Source organism: Kribbella sp. NPDC002412, assembly GCF_053592935.1.
Genome location: NZ_JBSFBL010000043.1, coordinates 57,727 through 84,601, shown reverse-complemented (window position 1 = coordinate 84,601; position 26,875 = coordinate 57,727). Strand labels below are relative to the sequence as shown.

Here is a 26,875-nt window from a genome sequence, read left to right as displayed (position 1 = left end):
TGGCTGAGGCGGCACAGGTCGGCCTCGTGCTCGCCGAAGGTGCCAGGGCCAGCGGCGTCGGAGCGGTACGCGGCGATCCGGGCGTCGAACGGGAATCCGGGGTTCGACGTCGGCGTGATGACCGGGCTCGAGTTGTACCAGGGCAGCCGGGACAAGCTGCTCTCCCCGATCACGCCCGAGCAGGTGCCCAACATCGCGAAGCTCGCGCCGAAGCTTCAGGCCGGGACGTACGGCGTCGGCGCCATCCAGGACGTCCAGCAGGTCGTGCTGATGTACAACAAGAAGTCCTTCCCGCAACCGCCCACGAGCTGGAGCGCGATGTGGGACCCGCGGTACCGCTCGGGCGCGCTGATCTTCGATCCGGGGAACATCATCGGCGTCTACGCGATGCTCAGCGCCGCCGAACTCGACGGCGGAGGCATCGACAACACCGGACCCGGGTTCGCGCGGATCGCGGAGCTCGCGAAGTACGCGCTCGCCACGCCCAAGGCCTCCGCCGAGGCCGTGCCGTTCATGACGAAAGGCACCGCCACCGCGTTCCCCTACCTCGACGGGCGAGCCGCGATCTACGCGAAGACCACCAACTTCGACTACACGGTTCCGCGCGAGGGGACGTACGCGTCGCTGGGTTCGCTCGCCGTCCCGGTAGGCGCCGAGCACAAGGAAGCCGCCCACAAGTTCATCGACTACTGGCTGTCCGCGGAGGTGCAGCAGCGCTGGGCCCTCGCCTACAACGTGGGGCCGGCGATCACCGGCCTGCAGTTCCCGGCCGAGTTCGCCGCCAAGCACATCACCACTCCCGCACAGCTCGACAAGCTCAAGATCGCCGATCCGGCCACGGTCATGAAGAACCGGACGGCGTGGGGTCAGGAGTGGGCGGAGGCTGTGCGATGACAGCGGCCACGCTGAGTCCGCTCACCCGTAGCGCGGCCCACCACCCGACACGCTCGGCCCTCCCCTGGCTCACGCTGCCCGCGACTGTGTGGGTACTGGCGATCTTCGCGGTCCCGACCGCGATCCTGCTGGCCAGCAGCGTGCTCACGTACGACGGCGCCGCGGTCACCGGATCGCTCACGTTCACCAACTACCGGGACCTGTTCGTCGACGGCTACTTCCGGTCGGTCCTTTGGGACACCGTCTGGATGTCGACCGCGGTCGGAGTGGTCTGTACGGCGGCCGGCCTGCTCGTCGCGCACTACGTCGTACGGTCCGGCTCGCGGGCACGCACACTCGTCCTGCTGATCGTCGTGTCGCCTCTTGTGTCGAGTGTCGTCGTACGCACCTATGGATGGCTGGTCGTGCTCCAGGACGACGGGCTGGTCAACAAGATGCTGCTGTGGAGCGGGCTCGCCAACGAGCCGGTCCCCTTCATCGGTTCACGCTTCGCCGTGGTTCTCGGACTCGTCCACGTGCTGCTCCCGTTTGCGGTGTTCACCGCGATGTCGAGCGTGCAAAGCGTCGACCCGGTGCTCGAACGCGCGTCGCGGGATCTCGGCGCCGGCCCGGCGGCCACGTTCCTCCGGATCACGCTCCCGCTGATCCGGCCCGGCCTGATCGCCGGGTTCATGCTGACGTTCGCGATCAGCCTCGGCGCCTACGCGTCGGCCGCCGTGCTCGGAGGTGGGCGGGTGCAGACGCTCGCGACTCTCGTGCGCGACCGCATGGTCGTCAGCCTCGAATGGGGACAGGCCGCCGCGATCTCGGTGGTCATCCTCGCGGTCGGCGCCCTGATCGTGGCCGTCCTGCTGCTGGCCGGCCGCCGGTCCCGGAAGGAGGCGTGAGCATGCCGATCCGCCCCTGGCCGGTCCTGCGCGGCGTACTGCTCGTGCTGGTCCTCGCCTTCATCGCGGTGCCGATGCTGGTCGTGGTCTGGACCTCGATCCAGCCCGACGTCTACCCCGCCTTCCCACCGAGCGGCATTTCGCTTCGCTGGTGGAACGACGCGCTCACGCAGGGAGTGGCTGCTGCCGATGGCCTTGTCCGCCGAGGTCGCGCTCGCCTCCGCCGCCTGCGCGCTGGTGATGGGCACCGCCGCGGCGTACGCCTTGGCTCGCGGCAGCATCCGTGGGCGCGGCGTGCTCGAGGGGTTTCTCGCCAGCCCGTTGCTGCTGCCCGAGATCGTGATCAGCCTGTCCGTGGTCCAGCTCGTCTCGATGCTCGGCGCGCGTGGACTGATCGGCCCCACCTTGCTCGTCGCGACGCATGCGTTAGTGGGCATTCCGTTCGTACTGCGAACTGTCGGAGTCAGCCTGCTCGGAGTCGCCCAAGTCTGGGAGCGCGCTGCTCGCGACCTCGGCGCCTCGGCCTGGCGGGCCTTCTACACCGTCACGCTGCCGCTGATGCGGTCCGGCATGTTCGCCGGGGCGCTGTTCGCCTTCATCGTGTCCTTCAACAACGTGGAACTCTCGCTGTTCCTCACCACCCGCTCGTCGAGCACGCTGCCGATCAGCCTCCTGCAGTACATGGAGTACGAGTACTCGCCGACCTTGGCCTGTGTCGCCGTCACCAGCGTCCTCGGCATCTGCGTCATCGCCGGCGTCGCGTCCCGGTTCGTCCGCCTGACCGAGTTCCTTCACGGAGGTAGCAAATGAGCGCGCCCGCTCGCATCGCCGACGAGACCGTCACGCCGGCGGCGACCACCGGACACGCCGTCAGCCTGCGCGGCGTCCGCAAGCAGTTCGGGTCCGCGGTGGCCGTCGAGTCTCTCGACCTCGACGTCCATCCTGGCGAGTTCCTGACCCTGCTCGGCCCCTCGGGCTGCGGCAAGACGACGACCCTCAACATGGTCGCGGGGTTCCTGACACCGGACGGCGGCCGGATCCAGCTCGACGGGCACGACGTGCACCGGCTGCCGCCGGACAAGCGGGACACCGCGATGGTCTTCCAGCAGTACGCGCTGTTCCCGCACCTGACCGTCGGGCAGAACGTGGCCTACGGGCTGCGGATGCGCAAGTGCGCGAAGGCCGAGATCCGGACCCGGGTGGCGGACGCGCTCGAGCGTGTCGGTCTGGCCGGGCGGGGAGACCGGCGACCCAGTGAGCTCTCCGGTGGACAGCAGCAGCGGGTTGCGCTGGCCAGGGCAATCGTCGTACGGCCGAAGGTCCTGCTGTTCGACGAGCCGCTGTCCAACCTCGACCTCAAGTTGCGGGAGCAACTCCGGCTGGAGATCAAGCACCTGCAGCGCGAGCTCGGCATCACCTCGATCTTCGTCACCCATGACCAGACCGAGGCATTGGTGATGAGCGACCGGATCGCGGTGATGCGGGACGGCCGCATCGAGCAGCTCGACACGCCCGACAAGATCTACCACCAGCCGGTCAGCGCGTTCGTGGCCGGATTCGTGGGGCAGTCGAACCTGCTGTCCGGCGTGTGCACCGAAGCCGGCAACGGCGAGTGCACGGTCCGGCTGTCCACGTCGCACATCGTTCGCGCCCGGGCCACGGGCGGGCTGACTGACGGCGACGCCGTTCAGGTCCTGCTCAGGCCAGAGGCTCTCCGGCTGGCGGATCCGCAGCCCGGTCCGTCGATCGACGGCACGGTCGTCGAGCTCGTCAACGAAGGCAGCCTCGCCACCGTCGTGCTGGAGATCGCCGAGGGGCTTCGGCTGCGGGTCGCCGTACCCGATCCCGGCGCTCGCACCCTGCCCAGCGTTGGCGAACACACCACCGTCTCGATCCCCGCGGGCGCCGCACGTGCGCTGCGCGCCGCCCACTGAATCCCAGAAGGAGAACAGGAATCACATGGTTGAACATGTCGTTGTCATCGGTGCCGGCGTCTACGGCGCGGCAGTGACCGCAGAGCTGGTACGGCGTGGCGCCCGAGTCACCGTCGTCGACTCCGGAGCGCCCGCGGGCGGCACGTCCGGCGCGACCTTCTCGTGGACAAACTCCAACGGCAAGCAGCCGCACGCGTACCACGAGCTGAGCGTCGCGGGCATGGACGCACACCGAAAGCTGGCCGCCGAGGTCGCGGGCAGCGACTGGTACCACGAGGGCGGCAATCTGGAGTGGGGCGGCGACGACCGCGAGCGCGAGCAGCTGCGGGCGAAGGTCTCCGGACTCCTGGACTACGGGTACGACGCGCGGTGGCTGACCCGGGCGGAGGCGCTGCGGCTCGAGCCCGATCTCAATCCCGACGAGCTGCCCGCCGACGAGATCGCCTACTTCCCCACCGAGGGCTGGATCGAGCCCGCGCGGCTCATCGGTCACCTGCTCGCCGGCGCGGGAGCCGACGTGATCTGGAACGACGCCGTGTCGGGATTCGAGGTGGACAACGGCTTTGTCCGGGCAGTCCAACTCGCCTCCGGCCGGCGCCTGACCGCGGATGCGGTGGTGAACTGCGCGGGACCGAAGGCTGCCGGTATCGCCGAGCTGGCCGGGCTGGTCCTGCCGATGCGCAACACCCTCGGCGTGCTGATCTACACCTCGCCGGTCGCGGTCGCGGTGTCCCGCGTGATCCACGCGCCCCACGTCCACTTGCGTCCGGACGGCGCCGGACGGCTGTTGCTGCACACCCACGAGATCGACGGCGCGGCCAGCGTTTCCAAGACTGGTGAGATCAGTGTCGATCCGGCCGCGGTCGACAAGGTGCTCGAGGCCGGATGCGCCCTCTACGCAGGGATTCGGGCCGCAAAGGTGGAAAGCGTGCGGGTCGGCGAGCGCCCCATCCCCGCTGACGGACTGCCAGTGCTGGGCCGTGCCCTCGAACTGCCCAACTTCCACTTCTCCGTCTCGCACAGCGGCGCGACCCTGAGCGTCCACGCCGGCGCCCTCGTCGCGGCCGAAGTGCTCGGCGAGGACCACGGTCAGGAGCTGGCCGCGTTCCGCTTCGAGCGGCTTGGTTCCGATGAGGCGGTTCGATGACGACGACCGTCGTACGCGGCTGCGACCTGGTCGACGGCCGCAGCCAGGAACTCAGATCCGGGATCGACATCGTGCTGGGAGGGGACACGATCCGGGAGATCGTGCCCACCCGGCCGGCCGAGACCTACAGCAGAGTCGACGAGATCGTCGAAGCCGACGGCAAGCTGGCGATTCCGGGTCTGATCAACAACCACACCCACGGCACCGCGTACGGGCCGCTCTTCCCGAGCGGACACGAAGGGCTGTCGCCCGAGCAGGTGCACGCCAACCTCGACCGGCACCTGCTGGAGGGTACGACGACGGTGCTCTGCGTCGACGGGTTCGTCACCGCCGAGGCTCTCGCCCGGACGAACGAGACGCACCCGCTCAACATCAAGCTCGCCTCGTGCAACACCCCGGCTTGTCTGGAGGCAGCGACCATCGCCGACGGTGGTGGGCTCGCCGAGGAGAACCGCACCTTCACCGCCCGCCGGGCTGTCGATGCGGGAGCGGTCGCACTCGGCGAGATCGGTGCGGGTCACACCTTGGGCGGTGGTGGCGCGAGCTACATGTACATCCCCGCCGAGGTGCACAAGCGCACCGGGGTGACGATCACCCCACGGCAGGCAGACGCGCTCAAGGTCGCGGTGCTCGGACGGCACATCTCCGCCACCTCGTTCGACCGGGACGCGGTCGAAGAGGCGCTCGCAGCCGCGGGGCTGTCCGGCAAGCTGTCCGTCGAGGAGATCCAGGACATCGTGTCGGGCATCATCCTGCCGGCGTTCGACATCGCGTTGCACGGCCTGGCCGAAGCCGCCGACCAGGCTCGGCGCGCCGGTGTTCCGGTGCTGGTGCACAACGCGGCCGCGTCGATGACCCAGGTCGCCGCGATCGCGAAGACCGACGTGGCACTGATCGCGGGACACTCCAACCACTCGAGCTTCGACCTGCGGGAGGCTGTGGAGCACGCCGTACGGCTCAAGGAAGCGGGAGCGATCGTGGACGTCTCAACGCTTGACACGTTCGGTGCGCAACGGCTCACGACAGGACCTGAGTTGCTCTTCGAGCTGTTCACCGCCGGGCTGGTCGACACCATCTCGACCGACTACGCCGGCGGACACCACGACTCGATCCTGCTCGCGATCGACCGGTCGACGAAAGCCGGAGTCGTCACGCTGCCGGCAGCCATCGCGATGGCGACCGCGAACGTGGCCGACGCCATCCCGGGAGTGGCGCCGCGACGCGGCCACCTCGCTCCGGGTACGATCGCCGACCTTGTGCTGACCGACCCGGCGGAGCTGGATCGAGTGGACAGCGTGATCGTCGGCGGTGAGATGGTGGTCCGCGACGGTCAACGCGTATCCGCCTGACGGACCCGGCAGGAGAGGGGGAGGTGTGAAGCGAGCGACCATCGGCGACGTCGCGGCCGCGGCGGGTGTCTCCGTGGCCACGGTGTCCCGCGTCCTGAACGGCGGCCAGGTCAAGGAGGCGACGGCGACCAAGGTCTGGGAAGAGGTGAACCGCCTCGACTACAGCCCGAACGCCCTCACCAAGAGCATCTTCGCCGGGCGTTCGAGCACGATCGGCGTGGTGATCGACGACCTGTCCAGCCCGTTCTACCTCGACCTGATGCGGGGTATCGAGGAGGTCGCCGCGGCCAACGGCAGCCTGGTCATGTTCGCGAACACCTTCCGGCACGTCGATCGCGAGGTCGGTCAGGTCCAGACCATGAACGAGCAGCGCGTGCGCGGCCTGATCGTGACCACCGGCGACGCCACCGACGCCAGGACGCGCCGGATGGCCGAGGGCGGCACGCCCTGCGTGATCATCGCGCGGTCGGTGCCGGACCCACCGCACCGCCTGCACTCGGTCCGCCTGGACAACGTCGAGGCCGGCCGGTTGATGGCGGGGCACCTGGTCAGCTGCGGGCGGACGTCGGTCGGCGTGATCTCGGCGAGCCGGCGTCCGACCCAGATCGAGCGCACGGCAGGACTGCGGCAAGGGCTGGCCGAGGCCGGCCTCGACCTGCCCGAGGACGCCGTTGCGATCGCGAACTCCGGGCAAGAGGTCGACGGCGCCATGGACGCGCTGCTGCGACGCGCCGCCGACCGCCGTACGCCGCTGGACGCCATCGTCTGCAACACCGGCCGGTTGACGGCCGCCGTACATGGCGCCTTGACCAGGCGTGGCCTCGTGATCCCGGACGACATCGCGTTCCTGAGCCTCGACGACTTCCCGTGGGCCGAAGCTCTCGGGATCACGGTCATCGCCCAACCGGCGGATCTGATGGGGCAGCGAGCGGCCGAGCTCATCGTCGAGAACCCGGACCGGGCGGTTCAGCTGGACTTTGCCCCGACCTTGATCCCCCGTACCTCGTGCGGCGAGGACGCCTAGCTCTCCCGTCGCGTGTCAGGGCGGTGGCGGCCCCGTGTCAGGGCGGACCGGGATGGTTGCTGCCATGAGCGCGACCACACGGTACGAGGGAGATATCACGATGGAAACTCGCAGCACTGGCTTCTGCGCAACAGGAGTACGCAGACTGCACGACGTACTGCAGCGGCATGTCGACGCCGGGAAGATCCCCGGGGTCGTAGCGCTGGTCAGCCAGGGCGGCGAGACGCACGTCGAGGCGATCGGGACGATGCGTCACGACGGTGGCGCCGACGTACGGCGGGACACGATCTTCCGGATGGCGTCGACGTCCAAGCCGCTCTCGATCGCGGGAGCGATGGTCCTGCTCGACGAGTGCAGGCTGCGGCTGGACGACTCGGTCGAGCAGTGGCTGCCCGAACTCGCCAACCGGCAGGTGCTGAAGCGGATCGACGGTCCGCTCGACGACACCGAGCCGGCGCGGCGGCCGATCACCGTGCGGGACGTGCTGACCTCGACGTTCGGGCTCGGCATGGACATGACGGTGCTGGGCACTCCGATCATGGGCGCGGTCTTCGAGCAGGGGCTCACCCCGAACCTCCCGGAGCCGATGCCCGAGCCGGACGAGTGGATGCGCCGGCTGGGCACGCTGCCGCTGATGCATCAGCCCGGTGAGCAGTGGCAGTACCAGATCAGCAGCGACCTGGTCGGCGTACTCGTCGCCAGGGTCGCCGGCCAGTCGTTCGAGTCGTTCCTGCGGGAGCGCGTCTTCGAGCCGCTGGGCATGAAGGACACCGGCTTCCACGTCCCCGAGGACAAGATCGACCGGCTGCCGGACCTCTACGCCCCCGACCCGCAGACCGGCGAGTTCCTGGTGTGGGACGAGGCCAAGGGCGGCCGGTGGAGCCAGCCGCCGGCGTTCCCGGGCGGCGGCGGTGGGCTCGTGTCCACCGCTGACGACTACCAGGCCTACTTCCAGATGCTGCTGAACGGCGGGACGCACGGGAACGAGCGGATCCTGTCCCGGGCCGCTGTCGAGCTGATGACTACCAACCGCCTCACGCCGGAGCAGACCGCTGCCCGGACTGCGTTGGCCCGGGACAACGTCCACGTGTCGTTCGGCCAGGGGCAGCACGGTGGTTGGGGTTTCGGGATGGCGGTCCGCACGTACCGCGGTGACTACGCACCGATCGGCCAGTTCGGCTGGGACGGCGGCAGCGGCACCTCGACGTACGCCGACCCGACCAACCAACTCACCGGAATCCTGCTCACCCAGGTGGGTGCCTCCGCCCCCCACTCGATCCACCTGATGCACGACTTCTGGACCACGCTCTACCAGGCCATCGACGACTGACACCTGAGCCCAAGGCCGGGGGCGGTCCCGGCCTTGGGTGTGGTCAGCCGGTGTGGAGGATTCGGAAGTGAGCGGGGTCGGCCGGGTCTCGGTCGACTACCTGGACCGGTGGCCAGGTCCATTGCCAGACGTTGATGCCCGGGGTGCGGGAGAAGCGGATCTGGCCGCGGGTGCCTTCGAGGTCTACGTCCGGCCAGGCTTTGGGCTTGTCGAGGATTTCCGCGAGTACGGCGATCGCGTCGTAGCCCTCGTAGGCGACGAAGGACGGTGGGGCCCCCAGGTGGTCGCGGAGCTTCTTCTCGACTTGGGCGCCGAGTGGGGTGAGGTGCTCGGGGAGGTAGCGGAGGAACGGGACCGCGTTGCCGTCGTCGCCTAGCAACGTCGCCCATTCGTCGAACTCGGGTTGGCCGGCTGGAGCGCCGATCAGGGTGCCGGCGAGGCGCTGGTCGCCGCGGACCGCTTTCACGATTGGCACAGCTGGATCTGGGATGCCTACCAGAAGGAGCAAGGCGGTTGCTTGGTTGGCGACGATTTCGTCGCAGACCTCTGCCGGGGTGAGGGCGGCCATGTCGAGTTCGACGACTGTGCCGCCGTGTGAGGCGAGGTAGTCCTGCAGGATGCGGGTCCCGGTTGCCCAGTAGACGCTCGGCTGGGTCGCTACGGCGATTCGGGTGTGGCCTGCGCTGAGGAGGAAGTCGGCGTAGATCGTCCAGCCGCGCGACTGCGGCGGGGAGAGGCGGGCTACCCAGTCGGTCGGCTGTTCGGTGAGCGCGTCGAGGACGGCTGACGAGCAGAGGTACGGCAGGCCGAGCGCGTCGGCCCGCGCGGCAACGGAGCGAGCGACGACGCTGTGATACTCCCCCACCAACGCAGCCACGCCCAGATCCGCCAGCTCATCCACGGCATCCGCGGCGCGCTGCGGGTCGGCCGCGGTGTCTCTCACCACCAACTCAAGCGTCCGTCCGCCGATACCACCGGCGTCGTTGACCCCGCTCACGCCCAGCTCAAGCCCGGCAAGCAGATGCCGCCCTGCCTCAACCCAACCAGGCCGACTGAGCGGAACGAGAGCCCCTACCTGAACCGACAATCCCACCTGGCTGACCATGCCCCACATTGCATCCGCCCCCACCACCAACCAGCAAACGGATTACCCACTCCCCGAGTCAGGCGGGGCGGTCGCTCGCGGCGGTGGGCGGTGGCGGAGCACGTGTCGCCGGGGCGCGGGAAGGAAGTGAGGCATTGCCCGCGGTTGGTTGTCGGGCGCACTATCGAGGTGTGATGTGAGTCACAAACACCTGGATGGGGTCTGGAGGTAGGCGGATGACCGGGACCAGGACGCACCTGACCGCGGAGCGGGCGCCGTGTGGGCGGGTGGGTGACGCGGACCGGAGCCAGGAGGACGACTTCGAGGGGTTCCGGATGGACGACGTGCGGTACGCGTGCGGGTGCCGCCGGATCCGGCACGAGTTTCATGACGGGAGCGTGCGGATCCAGACCGTGCGGCACGACGGCAAGATCCTGATGGACGAGCACAGCGGCGATCACGAAGCCTGACGGGGCGGGCCCAGACGATGACATTTCACGACGTCGTGGTGATTGGTGGCGGCGGCGCGGGGTTGCGGGCTGCCATCGCGGTGGCGGAGACGAATCCGGCGCTGCGGGTGGCGGTGGTGTCGAAGGTCTATCCGATGCGCAGTCACACGGTGTCGGCGGAGGGCGGGGCCGCGGCGGTGGCGGCGGACGACGACTCGCTCGACGAGCACGCCTACGACACGGTGTCCGGCAGCGACTGGTTGTGCGACCAGGACGCGGTCGAGGCGTTCGTGCAGGAGGCGCCGCGGGAGTTGCTGCGGCTGGAGCACTGGGGTTGCCCGTGGAGCCGGCAGCCGGACGGGCGGATCGCCGTCCGGGCGTTCGGCGGGATGAAGAAGATGCGCACCTGGTTCGCCGCCGACCGGACCGGGTTCCACCTGCTGCACACGCTGTTCCAGACCGCGCTGTCCTACTCCGACATCGTCCGGTACGACGAGTGGTACGTCACCAAGATCCTGGTCGACGACGGACGCGCGTACGGCGTCGTCGCGATCGAGCTGTCGACCGGCCGGATCGAGACCATCACGGCGAGCGCGGTGATCGTGTGCACCGGCGGATGCGGCCGGGTGTACCCGTTCACCACGAACGCGAACATCAAGACCGGTGACGGGATGGCGCTCGCCCTCCGCGCCGGCGCCGCGCTGAAGGACATGGAGTTCGTCCAGTACCACCCGACCGGCCTGCCCTTCACCGGCATCCTGATCACCGAGGCGGCCCGCGCCGAAGGCGGCTGGCTGCTCAACAAGGACGGCTACCGCTACCTGCAGGACTACGACCTCGGTACGCCGTCCCCGACCCCGGTGATGCGCAGCATGGAGCTGGGTCCACGCGACCGCCTGTCGCAGGCGTTCGTGCACGAGCTCGACAAGGGCCGCACGATCGACACGCCGTACGGGCCGGTCGTGAACCTGGACCTGCGGCACCTGGGCGCGAAGCTGATCGACGCCAAGCTGCCGTTCGTCCGGGAGCTGTGCTCGAAGTACCAGAACATCGACCCGGTCAAGGAGCTCGTGCCGGTCCGCCCGGTCGTGCACTACATGATGGGCGGCATCCACACCGACATCCGCGGCGCCACCTCGCTCGAGGGCCTGTACGCCGCCGGCGAGGTGGCCTGTGTCAGCATCAACGGCGCGAACCGGCTGGGATCGAACTCGTTGCCCGAGTGCCTCGTCTTCGGCAACCGGGCCGGCCGGGCCGCGTCGGTGTTCGCCGGCCGCTACCGCAACGTCGTACCGAAGGCGATCGAGGCGCAGGGCCGGGACGAGGTACGGCGGCTGACCGACGAGCTGGCCCGGCACGCCGAGGGGCACGAGCGGATCGCGGACATCCGGACCGAGATGCAGAACACGATGGAGACCGGCGCCGGCATCTACCGGGACGGCGACTCGCTGGCGAAGGCGGCCGAGCAGCTCGCGGAGCTCCGGCTGCGCTTCACCCATGCCGCGATCGACGACCACAGCACGAGGTTCAACACCGAGCTGATCGCCCTGCTGGAGCTCGACTTCATGCTGGACGTTGCCGAGAGCATCATCGCCTGCGCGCTGCGCCGGGAGGAGTCGCGGGGCGCCCACCAGCGCGTCGACTTCCCGGCTCGCGACGACGAGCGGTTCCTGGCGCACTCACTGGTACGGCGGGACCCCGACGGCACCAGCCGCGTCACGTACCTTCCGGTGACCATCACCCGCTGGCCGCCGGGAGAACGGGTGTACGGGAGGTAGAGATGGCAGACGAGATCACCCTCGAGGTAGCGCGCTACCGGCCCGAGCAGGACTCCGAGCCGGTGCTGCAGTCCTACCAGGTGCCGCTGCGCGAGCACTGGGCGGTGCTGGACGGTCTGTCGTACATCAAGGACCAACTGGACGGCACGCTGTCGTTCCGGTGGTCGTGCCGGATGGGCATCTGCGGTAGCTGCGGCATGACGATCAACGGCGAGCCGCAGCTGAGCTGCGCGACCTTCCTGACCGACTACGCGCCCGGTCCGGTGCGGGTGGAGCCGTTGCGCAACTTCCCGGTGATCCGCGACCTGGTCATCGACATCGACGACTTCATGACCAAGCTGCCGACGGTCAAGCCGTGGCTGGTGCGTGAGGTGCACAGTCCGGTCGAGGAGGGCGAGTACCTGCAGACACCGGAGGAGCTGGACGAGTACAAGCAGTTCAGCATGTGTATCAACTGCATGCTGTGCTACTCGGCCTGCCCGGTCTACAGCCTCGAGCCGGAGTTCATCGGACCGGCCGCGATCGCGTTGGCCCAGCGGTACAACCTCGACTCGCGCGACGAGGGAGCCGACGAGCGTCTCGCCGTACTGTCGTCGCCGGAAGGGATCTGGGCCTGCACGTTCGTCGGCGAGTGCAGTGCGGCGTGCCCGAAGGACGTGGATCCGGCGGGCGCGATCCAGCGGTACAAGCTGACCGCGGCGACGCAGTCGATCAAGGACCTGCTGATGCCGCGGAGCCGGCGATGAGCACGTACCAGCGGCCGCTCAACCTGTTCTGGTGGCTCGAGCGCCGGTCGTACCTGCTGTTCGTGCTGCGTGAGTTGAGCTGCGTCTTCGTCGCGTGGTTCGTGGTCTTCCTGCTCCTGCTGGTGAAAGCGGTCAGCGACGGGCCGGCGGCGTACCAGGACTTCCTCGACTGGAGCGGGCAGTGGTGGATGATCGCGATCAACGTGATCGCGCTGCTGTTCGTGCTGCTGCACACGGTCACCTGGTTCGGCCTGGCGCCGCGGGCGATGGTGATCCGGCTGCGCGGGCAGCGGATACCACCGCCTCAGGTCGTCGTCGGGCACTACCTGTTGTGGCTGGTGCTGTCGGCCGTCGTCGCCTGGCTGGTACTGCGATGAACCGCCGCCGCCCGTACCCGGAACCGCTGCTCTGGATGCTGTTCAGCTCCGGCGGCATGGTCGCCGCGTTGATGGTGCCGATCCTGCTGTTCCTGTTCGGCATCGCATTCCCCCTGGACCTGCTGTCGCCGCCGGATCACTCGCATCTGCTGGCGATACTGCGGAACTGGATCACCCGGCTGGTGCTGTTCGGGCTGTGCGCGCTGTGCCTGTTCCACTGGGCGCATCGCTTCCGCTTCACCCTGTACGACGGGCTCCAGCTCAAGCGGTACGGCGTACCCATCGTGGTGCTGTGTTACGGCGGCGCCGTAGCCGGGACCGTGGTCGCCGCCGCACTCCTGCTGTCCGTTTGACTGAGCCGCTCACCGAGCGTAGTGACGTAGGGTCTGCGGCATGCGGGAGATCGTGGTGATCGGCGTCGGTGCGGGCGATCCGGAGCAGGTGACGATGCAGGCCGTGTCGGCGCTGAACCGGGTCGACGTGTTCTTCGTGCTGGACAAGGGCGAGGTCAAGCAGGAGCTGGTCGACCTGCGGGCGGAGATCCTGCGCCGGTACGCGACGGACAAGGACTACCGGGTCGTTGTCGGCCGCGATCCCGAGCGGGACCGGACCACCAGCGCGTACGTCGAAGCCGTCGACGACTGGCGGCGGCGCCGGGCCGACGTGTGCGCGGAGCTGATCGCGTCGGAGCTCGGCGAGGACCAGGTCGGCGCGTTCCTGGTCTGGGGTGACCCGTCGCTGTACGACAGCACGCTGGCGATCCTGGACGATATCCTGGCGCGGGGTGAGCTGGCGTTCGAGGTCGAGGTGATCCCGGGGATCAGCAGCGTATCCACGCTGGCGGCGCGGCACCGGGTCGGCCTGAACCAGGTCGGCCGGCCGATCCAGATCACCACCGGCCGCCGGCTGGCGAAGGCGTGGCCCGAGGACGTGGACGACGTGGTCGTGATGCTGGACGCGCAGACCGCCTTCACCGAACACCTCGACCAGGACGCAGACATCTACTGGGGCGCCTACCTGGGCACACCCGACGAGCTGCTCATCTCAGGCCCCCTCCGCGAGGTCGCCCCCGAGATCGAGAAGCTCCGAGCCGAAGCCCGGGATCGCAAAGGCTGGATCATGGACACCTACCTCCTTCGTAGACACAACGACAACAACTAGCCGCCTCGGGCCCAGGTCGACCACACTGCAGCTTCTGGTCAGGCGTCCGGTGATCGGCGGAGCAGTAGGGCGACGGTGAGTATGAGCGCTGCGAGGACGAAGGCGGCGGCTGCGAGCCACGCGGCGCCGTACCCGTCCCGGAGAGCCAGTGCGTCGCTCGCGCCGTCAGCCAACCGACTGGCGGTTGTCGACGCGGCCAGCGTGGCTAGTACGGCGGTGCCGACCGCAGCGCCGGCCTGCTGCGCAGTGTTGTTGAGCCCGGAGGCCAGACCGGCGTCACCGGGTTCGGCACCCGACATGGCGAGCATGATCGCGGCCGGGATGGCCAGACCGATGCCGGCGCCCATCACCGCGAGCACTGGCGCGACGTTGACGACGTACGAGCCATCGACAGGCGCCTGGCTGATCCAGAGCAGGGCAACCAGGAAGGCGGCGAGTCCAGCGGTCAGCATGACGCGCGGGCCGAAGCGGACTGTCAGGCGCGGTGCGATGGACAGCGACATCACGGCGTTCATCAGCGGCGCAGGGAGGAACGCCAGGCCAGTGGTGAGCGAGTCGTAGCCCAGCACGCGCTGCACATACAGCGCGGTCGTGAACTGGAAGCCGAAGCCGGCTGCGAACAGCAGCACCACGACGACGTTCGCCACCGTCACCTGGCGCTTGCGGAAGATGTGCAGTGCGAGCAGGGGGTTGGCGATGCGCGCCTGACGCAGTACGAACGCCGCCAGCAACAACACCGAGACCACAGCCAGGACGAGCGTGCGCAGGAGCGACGCGTGCGGCTCAGCGGTCTGGACGATCGTGTAGACGCCAAGCGAGAGTCCTGCGGTCACCAGTACGGCGCCCAGCACGTCAGCACCGTTGCCGAGGCCCATGCCCTGCTCCCCCGCCAGCACGCGTACGGCGAACGCCAGCGAGAGCAGGCCGATCGGCACGTTGATCAGGAACGCCCAGTGCCAGCCGACCGTCTGGGTGATCACGCCGCCGAAGATCAGGCCGATGGACGCGCCACTCGCCGCGGTGAAGCTGTAGACACCCATCGCGCGGGCCTGCTCACCCGGAGCCGGGAACAGCTTGACGATCATGCCGAGGATGACGGCGGACGCGAGCGCCCCGCCGACGCCCTGCAGGAACCGCCCGGCGATCAGCATCTCGGCGCTGGTGGCGACGCCGCACAGCAGCGAGGCGGCGGTGAACAGGCCGAGCCCGGCGACGAAGACGCGCTTGCTGCCGAGCAGGTCGCCGATCCGGCCGGCCAGCAGCAGGAGGCCGGCGAAGGCGATCAGGTACGAGTTCATCACCCAGGCCAGGCCGGCCTGCGAGAAGCCGAGGTCCTCCTGGATGGTCGGCAGCGCGACGGTCACCACGGTGCCGTCGAGGATGATCATCAGCTGCATGACGCACAGCACGATCAGGGCTTTCACCCGGCCTGGGTGATCGATCGTGGGTGCGGGGGTTGCCGAAGTAGTCGTCATGAAAACGACCATAACAGATAGTTTCGTAGCAGACGATCTATTGGTGGATCATGGGGTGCGCTGGCGTGCTCGCCGTACCGGCTGCGCCTCGACCGGAGTGGAAAGGTGGCCGTCGACGAGCTCGGCGAGGGCGTTCACGAACGGCGTGCGCTGGTCGGCGGCGAGCGCGGCCAGGGCCTCGGCGTGCACCCGGTCGACGATGCGCTGGCCCTCGTGCGCGATCTTGGCGCCGGCGTCGGTGACCGCGATGATCCGGGCCCGGCGGTCGGTGGCCGACGGTTTGCGCTCGGCATACCCGGCCTTCTCCAGCGCGTCGACGGTGACGACCATGGTCGTCTTGTCCAGGTACGCGAGCTCGGCGATCTGGATCTGTGTCCGCTCCGCCTCGAGCGCGTGCCGCAGGACGCACTGCATCCGCAGCGTCAGCCCGACCTCCGCCAACGCGGCAGACAACTGCGTCTCGAGCACATGACCCGCGTGAGTCAGGTAGCCGGTGAGGTCAGGAACAGTCCGAGCTGGGGTTGCCGCCATACCTCGAGACTATCCCGCGACAGATAATCCCGCACCGGATCATTCTCCCGCGGCGCCGTTGATGAACGAACTGGAAGCACCCGACCACGGCGTCCCGCAGGGCCAGGTCAGCCGCCGGCCAGGCCGGTCTCTCAGTGCCATGCGGCTGACCCTCGCACAGCCCACCGACAGACCGCGGTGGCGGGAATGCGACGTGGACGGCGAGGGCGTGAAGTCGCCGGTGTTCGCGCGGCGGGGCGGGTGGGGTGGAGGGCATGGCGACTGGGACGACGGTGCGGGCTGGGGTGCGGGAGTGGCTGGGAGTTGGGGCGGTGACGTTCGGGATCTTCTCGATCGTCACGGCGGAGATGTTGCCGGTGGGGCTGCTCGGGCCGATGGGCAGCAGTTTCGGGCTCTCGGCCGGGCGGACGGGGTGGTTGATGACCATGCCGGGGCTGGTCGCCGCGGTGGCGGCGCCGGTGGTGACGGTGGCGACCGCGCGGCTCGACCGGCGGGTGATGTTGTGCGCGCTGATGCTCGTGCTGGCCGCGGCCGACCTGCTCGCGGCCACTGCGTCGGCCTACTGGCTGGAGTTGCTGTCGCGCGTCCTGGTCGGGCTGGTGATCGGCGGGTTCTGGTCCATCGGTGCCGGTCTTGCCGGGCGTCTGGTGCCGGAGCGGTCCGCGGTGCGAGCCACGGCGGTGATCTTCTCGGCGGTGCCGTTGGGCTCGGTCCTCGGCGTACCGGCCGGCACCTACCTCGGCGACATCGCGGGCTGGCGTACGGCGTTCGCCGTACTCGGCCTGCTGACGCTCGCCGTGCTGGGCGGGCTCTATGCCTTCGTGCCTCCGCTACCCCCACTACAGGTGACCCGTCCGGCGGTACTGCAGGCAGCGCTGAGACAGCGCGGCACCGGAGTGGCCCTGGCACTCACCTGTCTGATCGTGACAGCACACTTCGGCACGTACACCTACGTCACGACATTCCTGCGAGAGTTCCTGCAGCCGGAGCTGCTCAGTGGGCTGCTGCTCGTGTACGGCGTGGCTGGACTGGTTGGCAACCTCGTCGCCGGGAGCAGCGCCGGACGGCACCTGCATGCGACGTTCCTGACCTGCGCGGGGCTCATCGCTGCCGCCACGCTGCTACTGCCCGTCCTCGGACGCAGTACGGCGGGAGCGGTGGTCCTCCTGGTCGTCTGGGGGCTCGGGTACGGCGGCGTGCCCGTCTGCTCGATGAGCCTGTTCGCCAGGGCGCTCCCCCGGACCCGAGAGGCGGCGACGGTGTTGTTCACCTCGTCGTTCCAGTCGACGCTGTCCGCCGGTGCTCTGCTGGGCGGCCTCGTCGTCGACGCGTGGTCTGCCTCGGTCGCGATGGTCTGCGGCGGGCTGTGCGCTCTGCTTGCCTGCACCGTGCTGCTGAGGTTCAGAAGGTCCACGTAGCATCTCGTGGGTGCGTAGGACTGAGGCGGATCGGTGCCCTGGGGTGCTGGCGGTGCATGAGGCGGCCGATGGTGGGCTGGCTCGGGTGCGGGTGCCGGGCGGGGCGCTGACCGTCGAGCAGCTCGACGTACTGCGTTTGGCGGCAGCTGAACTGGGTGACGGCCGGCTCGAGCTGACCTCGCGGGGGAACGTACAGGTCAGAGGCCTGACGGCGGACGGCCCGCGGGAGCTGTCGCAGCGGTTGTACGACGCCGGACTGCTCCCGTCGATCTCGCACGAGCGCGTCCGCAACATCCTGGCGTCACCGCTCTCCGGTCTGGACGACCAGAGCAGGTACGACGTGATACCGCTGGTCAGCGCGGTTGATGAAGCGTTGTGCTCGCGGTCGGGGCTTGCTGAGCTGCCCGGGCGGTTCCTGTTCGCGCTGGACGACGGGCGTGGGGATTTGAGTGGGCTGCAGGCGGATGTGGTGGCGCGTGCGGTGGACGAGCGCGGGGCAGTCCTCAGCCTGGGTGCGCTCGGGGTGCGGGTGAGTTGGGCTGAGGTTCCTGAGGTGATGGTCGCGGTGGCGGAGGCGTTCCTGGCGGAGCGCGCCGGCCAGGAGTGGCGGATCGCCGAGCTCGACGACGGCGAACGCCGGATCCTGGACCGGCTCGGACTCCATACAACCGAAGACCTTCCAACGGCAACCTCGACGCTCACCGCCGGCCAGCACGGGGCCGCGATGGTGGTGACCGTGCCGTTGGGCAGCCTTGGGCAGGAGCAAGCGGCCGTCGTCGCCGACGTGGCCGAGGCGGTCCGGATCACGCCGTGGCGGTCCCTGGTGCTGGTCGACAGCGCTGACCACAGTGCGCGGCTGGACGAGGTTGGGTTGGTCACAAAGCCGGACTCGCCGTGGAACGGTGTGACAGCGTGTGCTGGTCAGCCGGGGTGCGCGAAGGCGCTCGCGGACGTCCGGGCGGAGGCCTGGCGGGTGACCCCGCGGCTGCCGCGGCACGGGCGGCCGGTGCACTGGTCCGGGTGTGAGCGGCGGTGCGGGAAGCCGTCCGGCGAGTTCGTGGACGTGCTTGCGCTAGGCAACGGGTATTCGATCGACGGAGAGCGGATGTGAGTGGGTTCGAGTACGTGAAGGACGGCGCGGAGATCTACCGGCGGTCCTTCGCGACGATCCGGGCCGAGGCGGCGGACGGGCTCGGCGGGCTCCCGGCCGACCTGGCGCAGGTCGCCGTACGGATGATTCACGCGTGCGGGATGACCGACCTGGTCGCGGACCTCAAGGCATCGCCCAACGTGGTCAAGAACGCGCGAGCCGCGCTGCAGGACGGGGCGCCGATCCTCTGCGACGCCCAGATGGTGGCGGCCGGGATCACCCGGAAGCGGCTGCCCGCCGGCAACCAGGTCATCTGCACGCTGCAGGATCCACGGACCGTCGAGCTCGCCGAACGCCTGCAGACCACCCGCAGCGCCGCCGCGGCCGACCTCTGGCACGACCACCTCGCCGGAGCTGTTGTTGCTATCGGCAACGCTCCGACCACGCTGTTCCGGCTGCTCGAGCTGATCGCGGACGGGGCGCCGCGGCCGGCTGCGATCCTGGGCATCCCGGTCGGGTTCATCGGCGCGGCCGAGTCCAAGGACGCGCTGGCTGCGAACGACCTCGGGCTGGAGTACCTCGTGGTCACCGGGCGACGCGGCGGCAGCGCGATCACCGCCGCAGCAGTCAACGCGATCGCGAGTGAGGCCGAGTGAGCGGGCGGCTTTGGGGCGTCGGGCTCGGCCCGGGCGACCCCGAACTGGTGACGGTGAAGGCGGCCCGGCTGATCGGCGCGGCCGATGTGATCGCGTTCCACAGCGCGCGGCACGGCCGCAGCATCGCCCGCTCGGTCGCGGCGCCGTACCTCACCGAAGGGCAGCTCGAGGAGCACCTGGTCTACCCGCTGACGACAGAGACGACCGACCACCCGGGCGGCTACCAGGGTGCGATGGACGACTTCTACGCGGACTGCGCGGCCCGGCTCGCGGCGCATCTCGACGCCGGGCGCGATGTCGTCGTACTGGCTGAAGGGGATCCGCTGTTCTACGGGTCCTACATGCACATGCACAAACGGCTCGCCGACCGGTACCCGTGTGAGGTGGTTCCCGGCGTCACGTCGGTCAGCGCCGCGGCCGCCGTACTCGGTCGGCCGTTGTGTGAGCGGGACGAGATCCTGACCGTGCTGCCCGGCACGCTGCCGCCCGACGTGCTGGCGGACCGGCTGCGGAACACCGACGCAGCCGCGGTGATGAAGCTCGGCCGGACGTTCGCCAACGTACGAGAGGCCTTCGAGCTGGCCGGACGGGCCGACGAGGCCTGGTACGTCGAACGCGCGACGACCGACGCGCAGCGGACCGCTCCGCTGACCGACGTGGACCCGGACGACGTGCCGTACTTCTCGCTCGCCCTGCTCCCCAGCCCGATCAACAACACGTTCACCGCTCCGACGCCCAAGACCGAGGCGGAAGGCTCGGTGACCGTCGTCGGTCTCGGGCCGGCCGGACCGGAGTGGATGACGCCAGAGGTACGGGCGGCGATCGCGAGCGCCGACGACCTGATCGGCTACGGCCCATACGTCGACCGCCTGCCGGACCGCGCCCGTCAGCGCAAGCACGGCTCGGACAACCGGGTGGAGTCCGAGCGCGCCGCTTTCGCGCTCGACCTGGCTCGCAAGGGCGCCAAGGTGGTCGTGGTGTCGTCGGGTGATCCGGGGGTGTTCGCGATGGCCAGTGCGGTCACGGAGGTCGCGTCCGAGCCCGAGTACGCCGACATCGCCGTACGCGTGCTGCCCGGCATGACCGCGGCACAGGCGGTCGCCAGCCGGGTCGGCGCGCCGCTCGGGCACGACTACTGCGTCCTGTCGCTGTCGGACCGCCTGAAGCCGTGGGACGTGATCGCCGGGCGGGTGTCCGCGGCCGCCGCGGCCGACCTCGCGATCGCGATCTACAACCCGGCCTCGAAGTCCCGTACCTGGCAGGTCGCCGCCACCCGCGACCTGCTCCTCGAACACCGTTCGCCCAGTACGCCGGTCGTCGTCGGACGCGACGTGGGCGGCCCGGAAGAAGAGATCACCGTCACCACGCTCGCCGAACTGGACCCGGAAGCGGTTGACATGCGGTGTCTGCTGGTGATCGGGTCGTCACAGACCCGCACCGTGCCCCGCCCGGCCGGCCCGCTGGTCTTCACTCCCCGCCGATACCCGGCGACGGTGAGTGAGGCCGCCCCAGAGGCCGGTTAAATCCGCCGTCCGGCTGTGTAGAAGCAGTCCCGGCGGGTAGGACCCGCGCGGAGCTGATCAGTGAGGAGAAGCGGAATGGTCCAGCAGTACGGCGAGACCGCCACGATGACGCAGCCCGTCGCGGCGGCGCCGGTGCCTGAGGACGCGGATGCGAACACCACCCAGCGGTACGAGGAGGCACGGGCGGCGGCGCACCGGGCGATGAGCAGCGTCACGATCATTCCGGACCAACCGCCGGGTCCGGTCGAGCCCGTCGTCGACCCCGAACTGCTGTCGTACCGCGGCTTCAAGTTCGGCGCGGCGTTCTTCGGCTGGCTGATCGCGATCGCCATGTCGGTGCTGCTGTCGCTGGCCGTGTCCGCGGCCGCCCTGGGTACGGCGGAGGTCCTCGACTACACGCGAGCCGACGCCGAGGCACAGGCCGGCGCGGCGGGCATCACGGCTGCGGCCATCGCCGTACTGACGCTGAGCCTGGCCTTCTACTCCGGTGGGTACGTCGCCGGGCGGCTGGCCCGCTTCGACGGCGGGCGGAACGGCTTCGGGGTGTGGATGTTCGCCTTCCTGTTCGCCGTGCTGGCGGCCGGCGCGGGTGCGCTGCTGAACAGCCAGTACGACCTGGTCGCCGAGCTGAACCGGCCGGACGTGGCGGTGTCGACCGACAGCCTGACCACCGCCGGCATCATCGCCGCGGCGGCCCTCGTCGTCCTCACGCTGCTGGCCGCGATCCTGGGCGGCAAGACCGGCAAGCGGTACCACGACAAGATCGACCAGCTGCTCGATTAGCGGTCAGTCACCACTTCGCCACGCTTAGCCAGTCCTCCGGCGGGTACCGGACGTGCGACACGGGGCTGTCTGGCGAGGAGAACTGACATGGCCCAGCAGTATCGAGAGGACACGCAAGCAGAGCGGCTCGGCTCGGCCGAGCCCTATGACGACGACCGGCAGGTCACCACGACCCAGCCGCTGCACCGGGCCGACGTCCGGACGTCCGCGGCCACCGAGGTCGACCCGGCGTACCGGGGCTTCAAAGGTGGCGCCGCGTTCTTCGGCTGGCTGGTCGCGGTCGGGCTGATCGCGCTGCTGACCGGGATCGTCGGCGCGGTCGCGGCCGCTGTCGACTACGCGGTGACGATCGACTGGAACGCGGCTGAGGCGGAGGCCGGCACGATCGGCCTCGTGTCCGGCGGTGTGTTGTTGCTGATCCTGGCGATCGCCTACTACAACGGCGGGTACGTCGCGGGCCGGCTCGCTCGCTTCGACGGCGGGCGGCAAGGCTTCGGCGTCTGGCTGATCGGCGTCCTGGTCACTCTGGTCGTCGCGGCGATCGCCGCGCTGGCCGGTTCGCAGTACGACGTGCTGGACCGCGTGGAGCTGCCGTCCGTGCCGCTGACCGACGAGACGATGACCGCCGGCGGGCTGATCGCGGTCGGCGCGGCCGTGCTGGTGACGCTGTTCGCGGCCGTGATCGGCGGCAAGGCGGGCCAGCGGTACCACCGTCGCATCGACGTGAGCGGCGACTGACATTCGGCGTGAGACCCGGGCAGCGGATGGGGGGCATCCGCTGTCCGGGTCTTCGTTGTGCTGACCAGGACAGCGGTGCAGGATGCCGGACATGGCTCGGACCGCGCTCGTCATCGGAGGTACGAGCGGTATCGGCGCAGCGACCGCGGTCCGGCTCGCCGTCGACGGCGCGACCGTGCTCGCCGCCGGATTGAACACGTCGGCCGCGTCTCCCGAGCTGCGGCGGTCAACTCAGCTGCACGAGCTCGACCTCCGCGCGCCGGACGCGTTGGAGGACCTGATCGGGTCGCTCGACCGGCTCGACGTACTGGTCAATGCGGCCGGGGTCATCCGACGCGGCGACGAGCACCGGCCTGAGGTGTTCCGGGAGGTCGTCGAGATCAACCTCACCGGGGCGATGCGGGCCGCCGAGGCGGCGCACGACCTGCTCGCCGTGAGCCGCGGCTGCATCGTCAACGTCGCCTCGATGCTGAGCTACTTCGGCGGGCCGCTGGTCCCCGGGTACAGCGCCTCGAAGGGCGGAGTCGTGCAGCTCACCAAGTCGCTCGCGGTCGCCTGGGCCACCGAGGGCATCCGGGTGAACGCGGTGGCGCCCGGCTGGATCGCCACCGAGCTGACCGCCGCCCTGCAAGCCGATCCGGACGCCGCCGGCCGGATCATCTCCCGTACGCCGATGGCCCGCTGGGGCACACCGGAGGAGGTCGCCGGTGCGATCGCCTTCCTGGCCGGCCCGGACGCGGGATTCGTCACCGGCGCCGTCCTGCCCGTGGACGGCGGCTACCAGAGCATGTGAAGGAGCGCTGATGATCCCGGTTTCGGCAGGAGTTCCCGCGGAGATCGCCGTACCCGCGGTGCCCGAGGACGACCGGTTGTGGGTGCCGCAGGCGCCGGACGTGTGGTTCCGCCCGCTGATGCTGAACACGATCACCGGGCAGTGGTGCAACCTGCTCAAGGTGACCCGGTCCGGCATCGTGTCCCGGCACCGGCACCCGAGCGCGGTGTTCGGCTACGTGATCAAGGGCAAGTGGCAGTACGACGAGCACGACTGGGTCGCCGAGACCGGGTCGTTCGTGTACGAGCCGCCGGGTGAGATCCACACGCTGCGGGTGCCGGAGGACTGCACCGAGATGATCACGTTCTTCAACATCTCCGGCGCGATGATCTACGTCGACGACGACGGCAACCAGACCGGCTACGAGGACACCTTCACCAAGATCCAGCTGTGCCGCGACCACTACGGCGCGAACGGCCTGGGCGCGGACTACGTGGACCAGTTCATCCGGTGATCGCCCTGATCACGTCTACGACCTGATCGAGGGCCGGCGACCGGCGTCCTCGCCGGCTGAACAGGGCGACCTGGCGTTCGACGCCGGCGTCGTGGATCGGCACCAGGCGGACGCCGGTGAGGTTCGCGGTGGTGACCGCGAGCTCGTTGGTCACGCCGACGCCGAGGCCGTGCCGGACCAGCGACAGCAAGGTCTGCGGCTGGTTGGTGCGGAAGGCGGACTCCGGGTTCAGCCCCGCTGACGCGAAGGCCAGGTGCGATTCGAACTGACGTGGTCCGGAGCTCTCGCCGATGGAGATGAGTGGAAGCACGGCCAGCTGCTCGAGGGTGACTTCGTCCGCCGCGGCGAGCGGATGTGATTCGGCGAACACCGCGACGAGCGGCTCTCGCCACAGCACCTCGTGCTCCAGGGACTCGTCGGCGACGAGTGGGTGGACCGGGCGGATCGCGAGGTCGATGTCACCGCGGAGCAGCGCGCTCTCCAGGTCGATGCTCGGCCCTTCGACCAGGTGCAGCGTGATGTTGGGCGGCAGCCGCCGTACGACCTGGGGAAAGAGGTGCGCCGCCGCGCTCGGGTACGCGCCGAAGCGGAGCTCTCCCCCTGCACCGGACAGCTCGCGCAGCCGGTCGAGGATCTCCTCTGCGTGCGGCAGCAGCGCCCGGCCTTCCGGGGTGAGGCGCGCGGGATGAGCCGAGCGGTCGAAGAGCTGTACGCCGAGCGCGCGCTCGAGGTCCGCTACGTGCTCACTGATCCGGGACTGGCCGCGGAAGACGGCCTTGGCGGCTGCGGAGAAGCCGCCGTGGCGGGCGACCGCGACGAAGCTGACGATCCAGTCCAGGCGGAAGCCGTACGCCGCGGTCAGGTCCATGGGGGTCACGCTAGCGGGGGAAGACCTTTGCGGTCCGGTGTGTTGGTCTGGGTGTGAAGGTCGTCGTGATCGGTGCGGGACAGGCGGGGTTGTCGGCTGCCTACCACTTGGTGCGGCTGGGCTTCACGCCGTACGACGAGGTCGTCGTACTGGACCGGAATCCGGCGCCGGGTGGGGCGTGGCAGCACCGCTGGGACTCGCTGACCATGCGGGACGTGCACGGGATCGCGAACCTGCCGGGGGTGCCGGTGCCGCCCAGTGCCGACGGGGACCGGGCTAACGCGTTCGTGCCGGCGTACTTCGCGGACTACGAGAAGCGGTTCTCGTTGCCCGTCGTGCGGCCGGTGGTGGTGTCGAGTGTGCGTCGGGTGGACGGGCTGTTCGAGGTGCGGACCTCTGCTGAGACCTATCTGACCGAGGCGATCGTGAACGCGACCGGGACGTGGAACCGGCCGTTCATTCCCTGGTATCCGGGGATCGAGAGCTTTCGCGGGCGGCAGTTGCACACGGCCGACTACCGCGGTGCTTCTGAGTTCGCCGGCCAGCACGTGCTGGTGGTCGGCGGGGGCGCGTCGGCGGTGCAGTTGCTGGCGGAGATCTCCGAGGTCGCGACCACGACCTGGGTCACGCGGCGGCCGCCGGAGTGGCGCACGGGTGAGGAGTTCGGGCCAGAGCTCGGCCGACGCGTGGTCGCGAAGGTCGAGGAGCGGGTACGCGCGGGACTGCCGCCGCGGAGCGTGGTCAGCGTGACCGGCCTGTACCTCCGCGAGCAGGAGCAGGACGCGCTTTGGCGCGGGGTCTACGAGCGGCAGCCGATCTTCTCCCGCATCACCCCCGACGGCGTCGAGTGGCCCGACGGCCGTGCCCTGTCCGTCGACACCATCCTCTGGGCCACCGGCTTCCGCGCCGACCTGGCCCACCTGGCCCCACTCCACCTCCGCGAACCCTCCGGCGGCATCCGCATGAACGGCACCCAAACCGCCCTGGACCCCTACATCCACCTCATCGGCTACGGCCCCTCCGCCAGCACCATTGGAGCCAACCGAGCCGGCTTCACCGCCGCCCGCTCCCTACGCGACCTGCTGCAACGGGCTGCTGCTTGACTCGGTCCAGCTGCGATGGCGGCGTACTGCGACTGGGATGAAGAGGCCGGCGGTGAGGAAGAGGAGGGCGGTGAGGAGCCAGCCGGGCCAGCCCCAGGCTATGGCGATCGTGGTCAGCAGGAGGGGGGCGATCATGTCGCCGGATTGGCGGGACATGGCGTAGGCGCCTTGGTACTGGCCTTGCGCGCCGGGTGGGGCCAGTTCGAAGCTGATGCCCCAACCGCCGGCGGATTGGAGCATTTCGCCGACTACGTGGACCAGGGCGGCCAGGAGCAGCAGAGCGATGGTGAATGCGCCTGAGGTGATGTCGGTGAGGGCCAGGACAACGCAGGCGAGGGCCAGGAGGAGGCCTGCGCGGCGACCGGCTCGCGCTGCGCCGGCTAGGTGCTCGGTGCCGCGGGCGACTCGGATTTGCAGGAGCACTACGGCCACGGAGTTGAGCACAAGCAACACAGCGATCAGCCAGCGGGGTGCGTCGGTTGCCGTCGCCACCCAGAGCGGGATCGCGACCTGCGCCATCGCGGCGTGCATGCTGAGTACGCCGTCCAGGGCAACGAACGCCAAGAACGGCCGGTCCCGGAGCGCAGCCAGCGCGGACGGACCGGTCGCGGCAGGCACCGGTTCGACCTCCGGCATCCCGAAGCGGACCAGGCCGGCAGTGACCAGGTACGTCGCCGCGTTCGCGAGCAACGCGATCACGTAAACGTCCCGCCGGTCGACCGCCAGCACGATCCCGGCCACACCCATCCCGACGGCCATCCCGATGTTCGTCGCGACCCGCAGGATCGCCCGGGTCCGCACCCGCTGGTCGGCCGGAGCCACGCCCGCGATCAACGCCCCCTTGGCCCCACGCTGCCCCGAGTCCGCGACCGCGGTGAGCGCCGCGATCACGACGTACACCGGAAATGAACGCACCTGTGTCAGCGCAGCCATCGTGATCGCCTGCAGGAGCAGGAAACCGACGTACGCGCGGTTGGGGCCGAGTCGATCGGCGACGGTGCCGAGTGGCGTGCTGGACACGAGGCCGATGAGGCCCGCGACGGTCAGGCCGACACCGACCTGGCCGACCGACAGTCCGGCCATCCGGGTCAGGTAGAGCGCGCCGATCGCGAAGTAGAGGCCGTTCCCGAGCGTGTTGACCAGCGTGGCGAACACCAGGCGACGCACGGCGGGCGGAAGAGAGGCGGTCACAGCTGCCCACTCAACCGCAGCCTTGTCCGGTCGGCCGTTGGATTGACGGATTC

28 protein-coding genes are annotated in these 26,875 nt (G+C 69.6%); 23 read left to right on the top strand and 5 right to left on the bottom strand.

Translation table 11 applies throughout. The features are described 5' to 3' along the window. The 8 genes from ACWCOV_RS29755 to ACWCOV_RS29720 form a co-directional block, all read left to right on the top strand. A partial coding sequence (locus tag ACWCOV_RS29755) for an extracellular solute-binding protein (RefSeq protein ID WP_449832631.1) occupies positions 1-894 on the top strand: 894 nt, incomplete at its 5' end. Next, positions 891-1,781 (top strand): ABC transporter permease, encoded by an 891-nt coding sequence (locus ACWCOV_RS29750; protein ID WP_449832630.1) that lies wholly within the window; start codon positions 891-893, stop codon positions 1,779-1,781. The genes ACWCOV_RS29755 and ACWCOV_RS29750, both read left to right, overlap by 4 nt. A 189-nt stretch (positions 1,782-1,970) precedes the next feature. Further along, positions 1,971-2,591, top strand: a complete 621-nt coding sequence (locus ACWCOV_RS29745) for an ABC transporter permease (protein ID WP_449832629.1) — start codon at positions 1,971-1,973, stop codon at positions 2,589-2,591. Then, positions 2,588-3,715 (top strand): ABC transporter ATP-binding protein, encoded by a 1,128-nt coding sequence (locus ACWCOV_RS29740; RefSeq protein WP_449832628.1) that lies wholly within the window; start codon positions 2,588-2,590, stop codon positions 3,713-3,715. The genes ACWCOV_RS29745 and ACWCOV_RS29740 overlap by 4 nt, the downstream gene beginning before the upstream one ends. A gap of 25 nt (positions 3,716-3,740) precedes the next feature. Further along, positions 3,741-4,862: an NAD(P)/FAD-dependent oxidoreductase gene (locus ACWCOV_RS29735; protein WP_449832627.1), complete on the top strand. Its 1,122-nt coding sequence runs from the start codon at positions 3,741-3,743 to the stop codon at positions 4,860-4,862. Further along, positions 4,859-6,211: an amidohydrolase family protein gene (locus tag ACWCOV_RS29730; protein ID WP_449832626.1), complete on the top strand. Its 1,353-nt coding sequence runs from the start codon at positions 4,859-4,861 to the stop codon at positions 6,209-6,211. Before ACWCOV_RS29735 ends, ACWCOV_RS29730 begins: the two co-directional genes overlap by 4 nt. Positions 6,212-6,236: 25 nt before the next feature. After that, complete coding sequence (locus ACWCOV_RS29725) at positions 6,237-7,235, top strand: LacI family DNA-binding transcriptional regulator (RefSeq protein WP_449832625.1); 999 nt, start codon at positions 6,237-6,239, stop codon at positions 7,233-7,235. A 100-nt stretch (positions 7,236-7,335) separates the two neighbouring features. Next, positions 7,336-8,565: a serine hydrolase domain-containing protein gene (locus tag ACWCOV_RS29720; RefSeq protein WP_449832624.1), complete on the top strand. Its 1,230-nt coding sequence runs from the start codon at positions 7,336-7,338 to the stop codon at positions 8,563-8,565. 43 nt (positions 8,566-8,608) lie between these two features. On the opposite strand, the gene ACWCOV_RS29715 is transcribed toward ACWCOV_RS29720, so the two are convergent. Then, positions 8,609-9,670 carry an ABC transporter substrate-binding protein gene (locus ACWCOV_RS29715; RefSeq protein ID WP_449832623.1) on the bottom strand — a complete coding sequence of 354 codons (1,062 nt, stop codon included), beginning with the start codon at positions 9,668-9,670 and terminating at the stop codon, positions 8,609-8,611. A gap of 215 nt (positions 9,671-9,885) precedes the next feature. On the opposite strand from ACWCOV_RS29715, the gene ACWCOV_RS29710 reads away from it, so the two are divergent. From ACWCOV_RS29710 to cobF, 6 genes are read left to right on the top strand one after another with little or no spacing between them, the layout of a single operon-like run. Continuing rightward, positions 9,886-10,119, top strand: a complete 234-nt coding sequence (locus tag ACWCOV_RS29710; protein WP_449832622.1) for a hypothetical protein — start codon at positions 9,886-9,888, stop codon at positions 10,117-10,119. A gap of 17 nt (positions 10,120-10,136) precedes the next feature. Further along, positions 10,137-11,876, top strand: coding sequence for a fumarate reductase (quinol) flavoprotein subunit (frdA, locus tag ACWCOV_RS29705; protein WP_449832621.1), 1,740 nt, complete (start codon positions 10,137-10,139; stop codon positions 11,874-11,876). A 2-nt stretch (positions 11,877-11,878) separates the two neighbouring features. Beyond that, positions 11,879-12,622, top strand: coding sequence for a succinate dehydrogenase/fumarate reductase iron-sulfur subunit (locus ACWCOV_RS29700; RefSeq protein ID WP_449832620.1), 744 nt, complete (start codon positions 11,879-11,881; stop codon positions 12,620-12,622). Beyond that, the gene (locus ACWCOV_RS29695) at positions 12,619-12,999 is read left to right on the top strand and encodes a fumarate reductase subunit C (RefSeq protein WP_449832619.1); all 381 of its coding nucleotides are present in this window, start codon (positions 12,619-12,621) and stop codon (positions 12,997-12,999) included. The genes ACWCOV_RS29700 and ACWCOV_RS29695 overlap by 4 nt, the downstream gene beginning before the upstream one ends. Further along, the gene (frdD, locus tag ACWCOV_RS29690) at positions 12,996-13,352 is read left to right on the top strand and encodes a fumarate reductase subunit FrdD (protein WP_449832618.1); all 357 of its coding nucleotides are present in this window, start codon (positions 12,996-12,998) and stop codon (positions 13,350-13,352) included. The genes ACWCOV_RS29695 and frdD overlap by 4 nt, the downstream gene beginning before the upstream one ends. 40 nt (positions 13,353-13,392) lie before the next feature. Continuing rightward, positions 13,393-14,160 (top strand): precorrin-6A synthase (deacetylating), encoded by a 768-nt coding sequence (cobF, locus tag ACWCOV_RS29685; RefSeq protein ID WP_449832617.1) that lies wholly within the window; start codon positions 13,393-13,395, stop codon positions 14,158-14,160. 38 nt (positions 14,161-14,198) lie between these two features. On the opposite strand, the gene ACWCOV_RS29680 is transcribed toward cobF, so the two are convergent. Further along, a complete protein-coding gene (locus ACWCOV_RS29680) occupies positions 14,199-15,635 on the bottom strand; it encodes an MFS transporter (protein WP_449832616.1) in 1,437 nt (478 codons plus the stop codon). A 48-nt stretch (positions 15,636-15,683) separates the two neighbouring features. After that, a complete protein-coding gene (locus tag ACWCOV_RS29675; protein ID WP_449832615.1) occupies positions 15,684-16,166 on the bottom strand; it encodes a MarR family winged helix-turn-helix transcriptional regulator in 483 nt (160 codons plus the stop codon). A 254-nt stretch (positions 16,167-16,420) separates the two neighbouring features. On the opposite strand from ACWCOV_RS29675, the gene ACWCOV_RS29670 reads away from it, so the two are divergent. From ACWCOV_RS29670 to ACWCOV_RS29635, 8 genes are all read left to right on the top strand, one after another. After that, positions 16,421-17,584, top strand: a complete 1,164-nt coding sequence (locus ACWCOV_RS29670) for an MFS transporter (protein WP_449832614.1) — start codon at positions 16,421-16,423, stop codon at positions 17,582-17,584. A gap of 10 nt (positions 17,585-17,594) precedes the next feature. Then, positions 17,595-18,695 carry a precorrin-3B synthase gene (locus ACWCOV_RS29665; protein ID WP_449832613.1) on the top strand — a complete coding sequence of 367 codons (1,101 nt, stop codon included), beginning with the start codon at positions 17,595-17,597 and terminating at the stop codon, positions 18,693-18,695. Next, positions 18,692-19,330 (top strand): precorrin-8X methylmutase, encoded by a 639-nt coding sequence (locus ACWCOV_RS29660; RefSeq protein WP_449832612.1) that lies wholly within the window; start codon positions 18,692-18,694, stop codon positions 19,328-19,330. Before ACWCOV_RS29665 ends, ACWCOV_RS29660 begins: the two co-directional genes overlap by 4 nt. Then, complete coding sequence (locus ACWCOV_RS29655) at positions 19,327-20,853, top strand: precorrin-2 C(20)-methyltransferase (RefSeq protein WP_449832611.1); 1,527 nt, start codon at positions 19,327-19,329, stop codon at positions 20,851-20,853. Before ACWCOV_RS29660 ends, ACWCOV_RS29655 begins: the two co-directional genes overlap by 4 nt. A 75-nt stretch (positions 20,854-20,928) precedes the next feature. Next, positions 20,929-21,636: a hypothetical protein gene (locus ACWCOV_RS29650; protein ID WP_449832610.1), complete on the top strand. Its 708-nt coding sequence runs from the start codon at positions 20,929-20,931 to the stop codon at positions 21,634-21,636. Positions 21,637-21,723: 87 nt separating this feature from the next. Continuing rightward, a complete protein-coding gene (locus tag ACWCOV_RS29645) occupies positions 21,724-22,374 on the top strand; it encodes a hypothetical protein (protein WP_449832609.1) in 651 nt (216 codons plus the stop codon). Positions 22,375-22,465: 91 nt separating this feature from the next. Further along, positions 22,466-23,167 carry an SDR family NAD(P)-dependent oxidoreductase gene (locus ACWCOV_RS29640; RefSeq protein WP_449832608.1) on the top strand — a complete coding sequence of 234 codons (702 nt, stop codon included), beginning with the start codon at positions 22,466-22,468 and terminating at the stop codon, positions 23,165-23,167. Positions 23,168-23,177: 10 nt separating this feature from the next. Continuing rightward, on the top strand, positions 23,178-23,660 hold the full coding sequence (locus ACWCOV_RS29635) for a 2,4'-dihydroxyacetophenone dioxygenase family protein (protein ID WP_449832607.1): 483 nt from the start codon (positions 23,178-23,180) through the stop codon (positions 23,658-23,660). On the opposite strand, the gene ACWCOV_RS29630 is transcribed toward ACWCOV_RS29635, so the two are convergent. After that, positions 23,650-24,528 carry a LysR family transcriptional regulator gene (locus tag ACWCOV_RS29630; RefSeq protein WP_449832606.1) on the bottom strand — a complete coding sequence of 293 codons (879 nt, stop codon included), beginning with the start codon at positions 24,526-24,528 and terminating at the stop codon, positions 23,650-23,652. The genes ACWCOV_RS29635 and ACWCOV_RS29630 overlap by 11 nt on opposite strands. Positions 24,529-24,581: 53 nt before the next feature. On the opposite strand from ACWCOV_RS29630, the gene ACWCOV_RS29625 reads away from it, so the two are divergent. Continuing rightward, positions 24,582-25,631, top strand: coding sequence for an FAD-dependent oxidoreductase (locus ACWCOV_RS29625; protein ID WP_449832605.1), 1,050 nt, complete (start codon positions 24,582-24,584; stop codon positions 25,629-25,631). Here ACWCOV_RS29625 and ACWCOV_RS29620 read toward each other — a convergent pair. After that, on the bottom strand, positions 25,599-26,822 hold the full coding sequence (locus ACWCOV_RS29620; RefSeq protein ID WP_449832604.1) for an MFS transporter: 1,224 nt from the start codon (positions 26,820-26,822) through the stop codon (positions 25,599-25,601). The two genes, ACWCOV_RS29625 and ACWCOV_RS29620, sit on opposite strands and share 33 nt — an antisense overlap. Positions 26,823-26,875 lie beyond the last annotated feature (53 nt).

Bases quoted from the DNA above. Each gene is read 5' to 3' on its own strand.
- ACWCOV_RS29750 (WP_449832630.1), top strand. From the start codon at position 891: ATGACAGCGGCCACGCTGAGTCCGCTCACCCGTAGCGCGGCCCACCAC.
- ACWCOV_RS29745 (WP_449832629.1), top strand. From the start codon at position 1,971: ATGGCCTTGTCCGCCGAGGTCGCGCTCGCCTCCGCCGCCTGCGCGCTG.
- ACWCOV_RS29740 (WP_449832628.1), top strand. From the start codon at position 2,588: ATGAGCGCGCCCGCTCGCATCGCCGACGAGACCGTCACGCCGGCGGCG.
- ACWCOV_RS29735 (WP_449832627.1), top strand. From the start codon at position 3,741: ATGGTTGAACATGTCGTTGTCATCGGTGCCGGCGTCTACGGCGCGGCA.
- ACWCOV_RS29730 (WP_449832626.1), top strand. From the start codon at position 4,859: ATGACGACGACCGTCGTACGCGGCTGCGACCTGGTCGACGGCCGCAGC.
- ACWCOV_RS29720 (WP_449832624.1), top strand. From the start codon at position 7,336: ATGGAAACTCGCAGCACTGGCTTCTGCGCAACAGGAGTACGCAGACTG.
- ACWCOV_RS29715 (WP_449832623.1), bottom strand. From the start codon at position 9,670: ATGGTCAGCCAGGTGGGATTGTCGGTTCAGGTAGGGGCTCTCGTTCCG.
- ACWCOV_RS29710 (WP_449832622.1), top strand. From the start codon at position 9,886: ATGACCGGGACCAGGACGCACCTGACCGCGGAGCGGGCGCCGTGTGGG.
- frdA (WP_449832621.1), top strand. From the start codon at position 10,137: ATGACATTTCACGACGTCGTGGTGATTGGTGGCGGCGGCGCGGGGTTG.
- ACWCOV_RS29700 (WP_449832620.1), top strand. From the start codon at position 11,879: ATGGCAGACGAGATCACCCTCGAGGTAGCGCGCTACCGGCCCGAGCAG.
- ACWCOV_RS29695 (WP_449832619.1), top strand. From the start codon at position 12,619: ATGAGCACGTACCAGCGGCCGCTCAACCTGTTCTGGTGGCTCGAGCGC.
- frdD (WP_449832618.1), top strand. From the start codon at position 12,996: ATGAACCGCCGCCGCCCGTACCCGGAACCGCTGCTCTGGATGCTGTTC.
- cobF (WP_449832617.1), top strand. From the start codon at position 13,393: ATGCGGGAGATCGTGGTGATCGGCGTCGGTGCGGGCGATCCGGAGCAG.
- ACWCOV_RS29680 (WP_449832616.1), bottom strand. From the start codon at position 15,635: ATGACGACTACTTCGGCAACCCCCGCACCCACGATCGATCACCCAGGC.
- ACWCOV_RS29675 (WP_449832615.1), bottom strand. From the start codon at position 16,166: ATGGCGGCAACCCCAGCTCGGACTGTTCCTGACCTCACCGGCTACCTG.
- ACWCOV_RS29670 (WP_449832614.1), top strand. From the start codon at position 16,421: ATGGCGACTGGGACGACGGTGCGGGCTGGGGTGCGGGAGTGGCTGGGA.
- ACWCOV_RS29650 (WP_449832610.1), top strand. From the start codon at position 20,929: ATGGTCCAGCAGTACGGCGAGACCGCCACGATGACGCAGCCCGTCGCG.
- ACWCOV_RS29645 (WP_449832609.1), top strand. From the start codon at position 21,724: ATGGCCCAGCAGTATCGAGAGGACACGCAAGCAGAGCGGCTCGGCTCG.
- ACWCOV_RS29640 (WP_449832608.1), top strand. From the start codon at position 22,466: ATGGCTCGGACCGCGCTCGTCATCGGAGGTACGAGCGGTATCGGCGCA.
- ACWCOV_RS29635 (WP_449832607.1), top strand. From the start codon at position 23,178: ATGATCCCGGTTTCGGCAGGAGTTCCCGCGGAGATCGCCGTACCCGCG.
- ACWCOV_RS29630 (WP_449832606.1), bottom strand. From the start codon at position 24,528: ATGGACCTGACCGCGGCGTACGGCTTCCGCCTGGACTGGATCGTCAGC.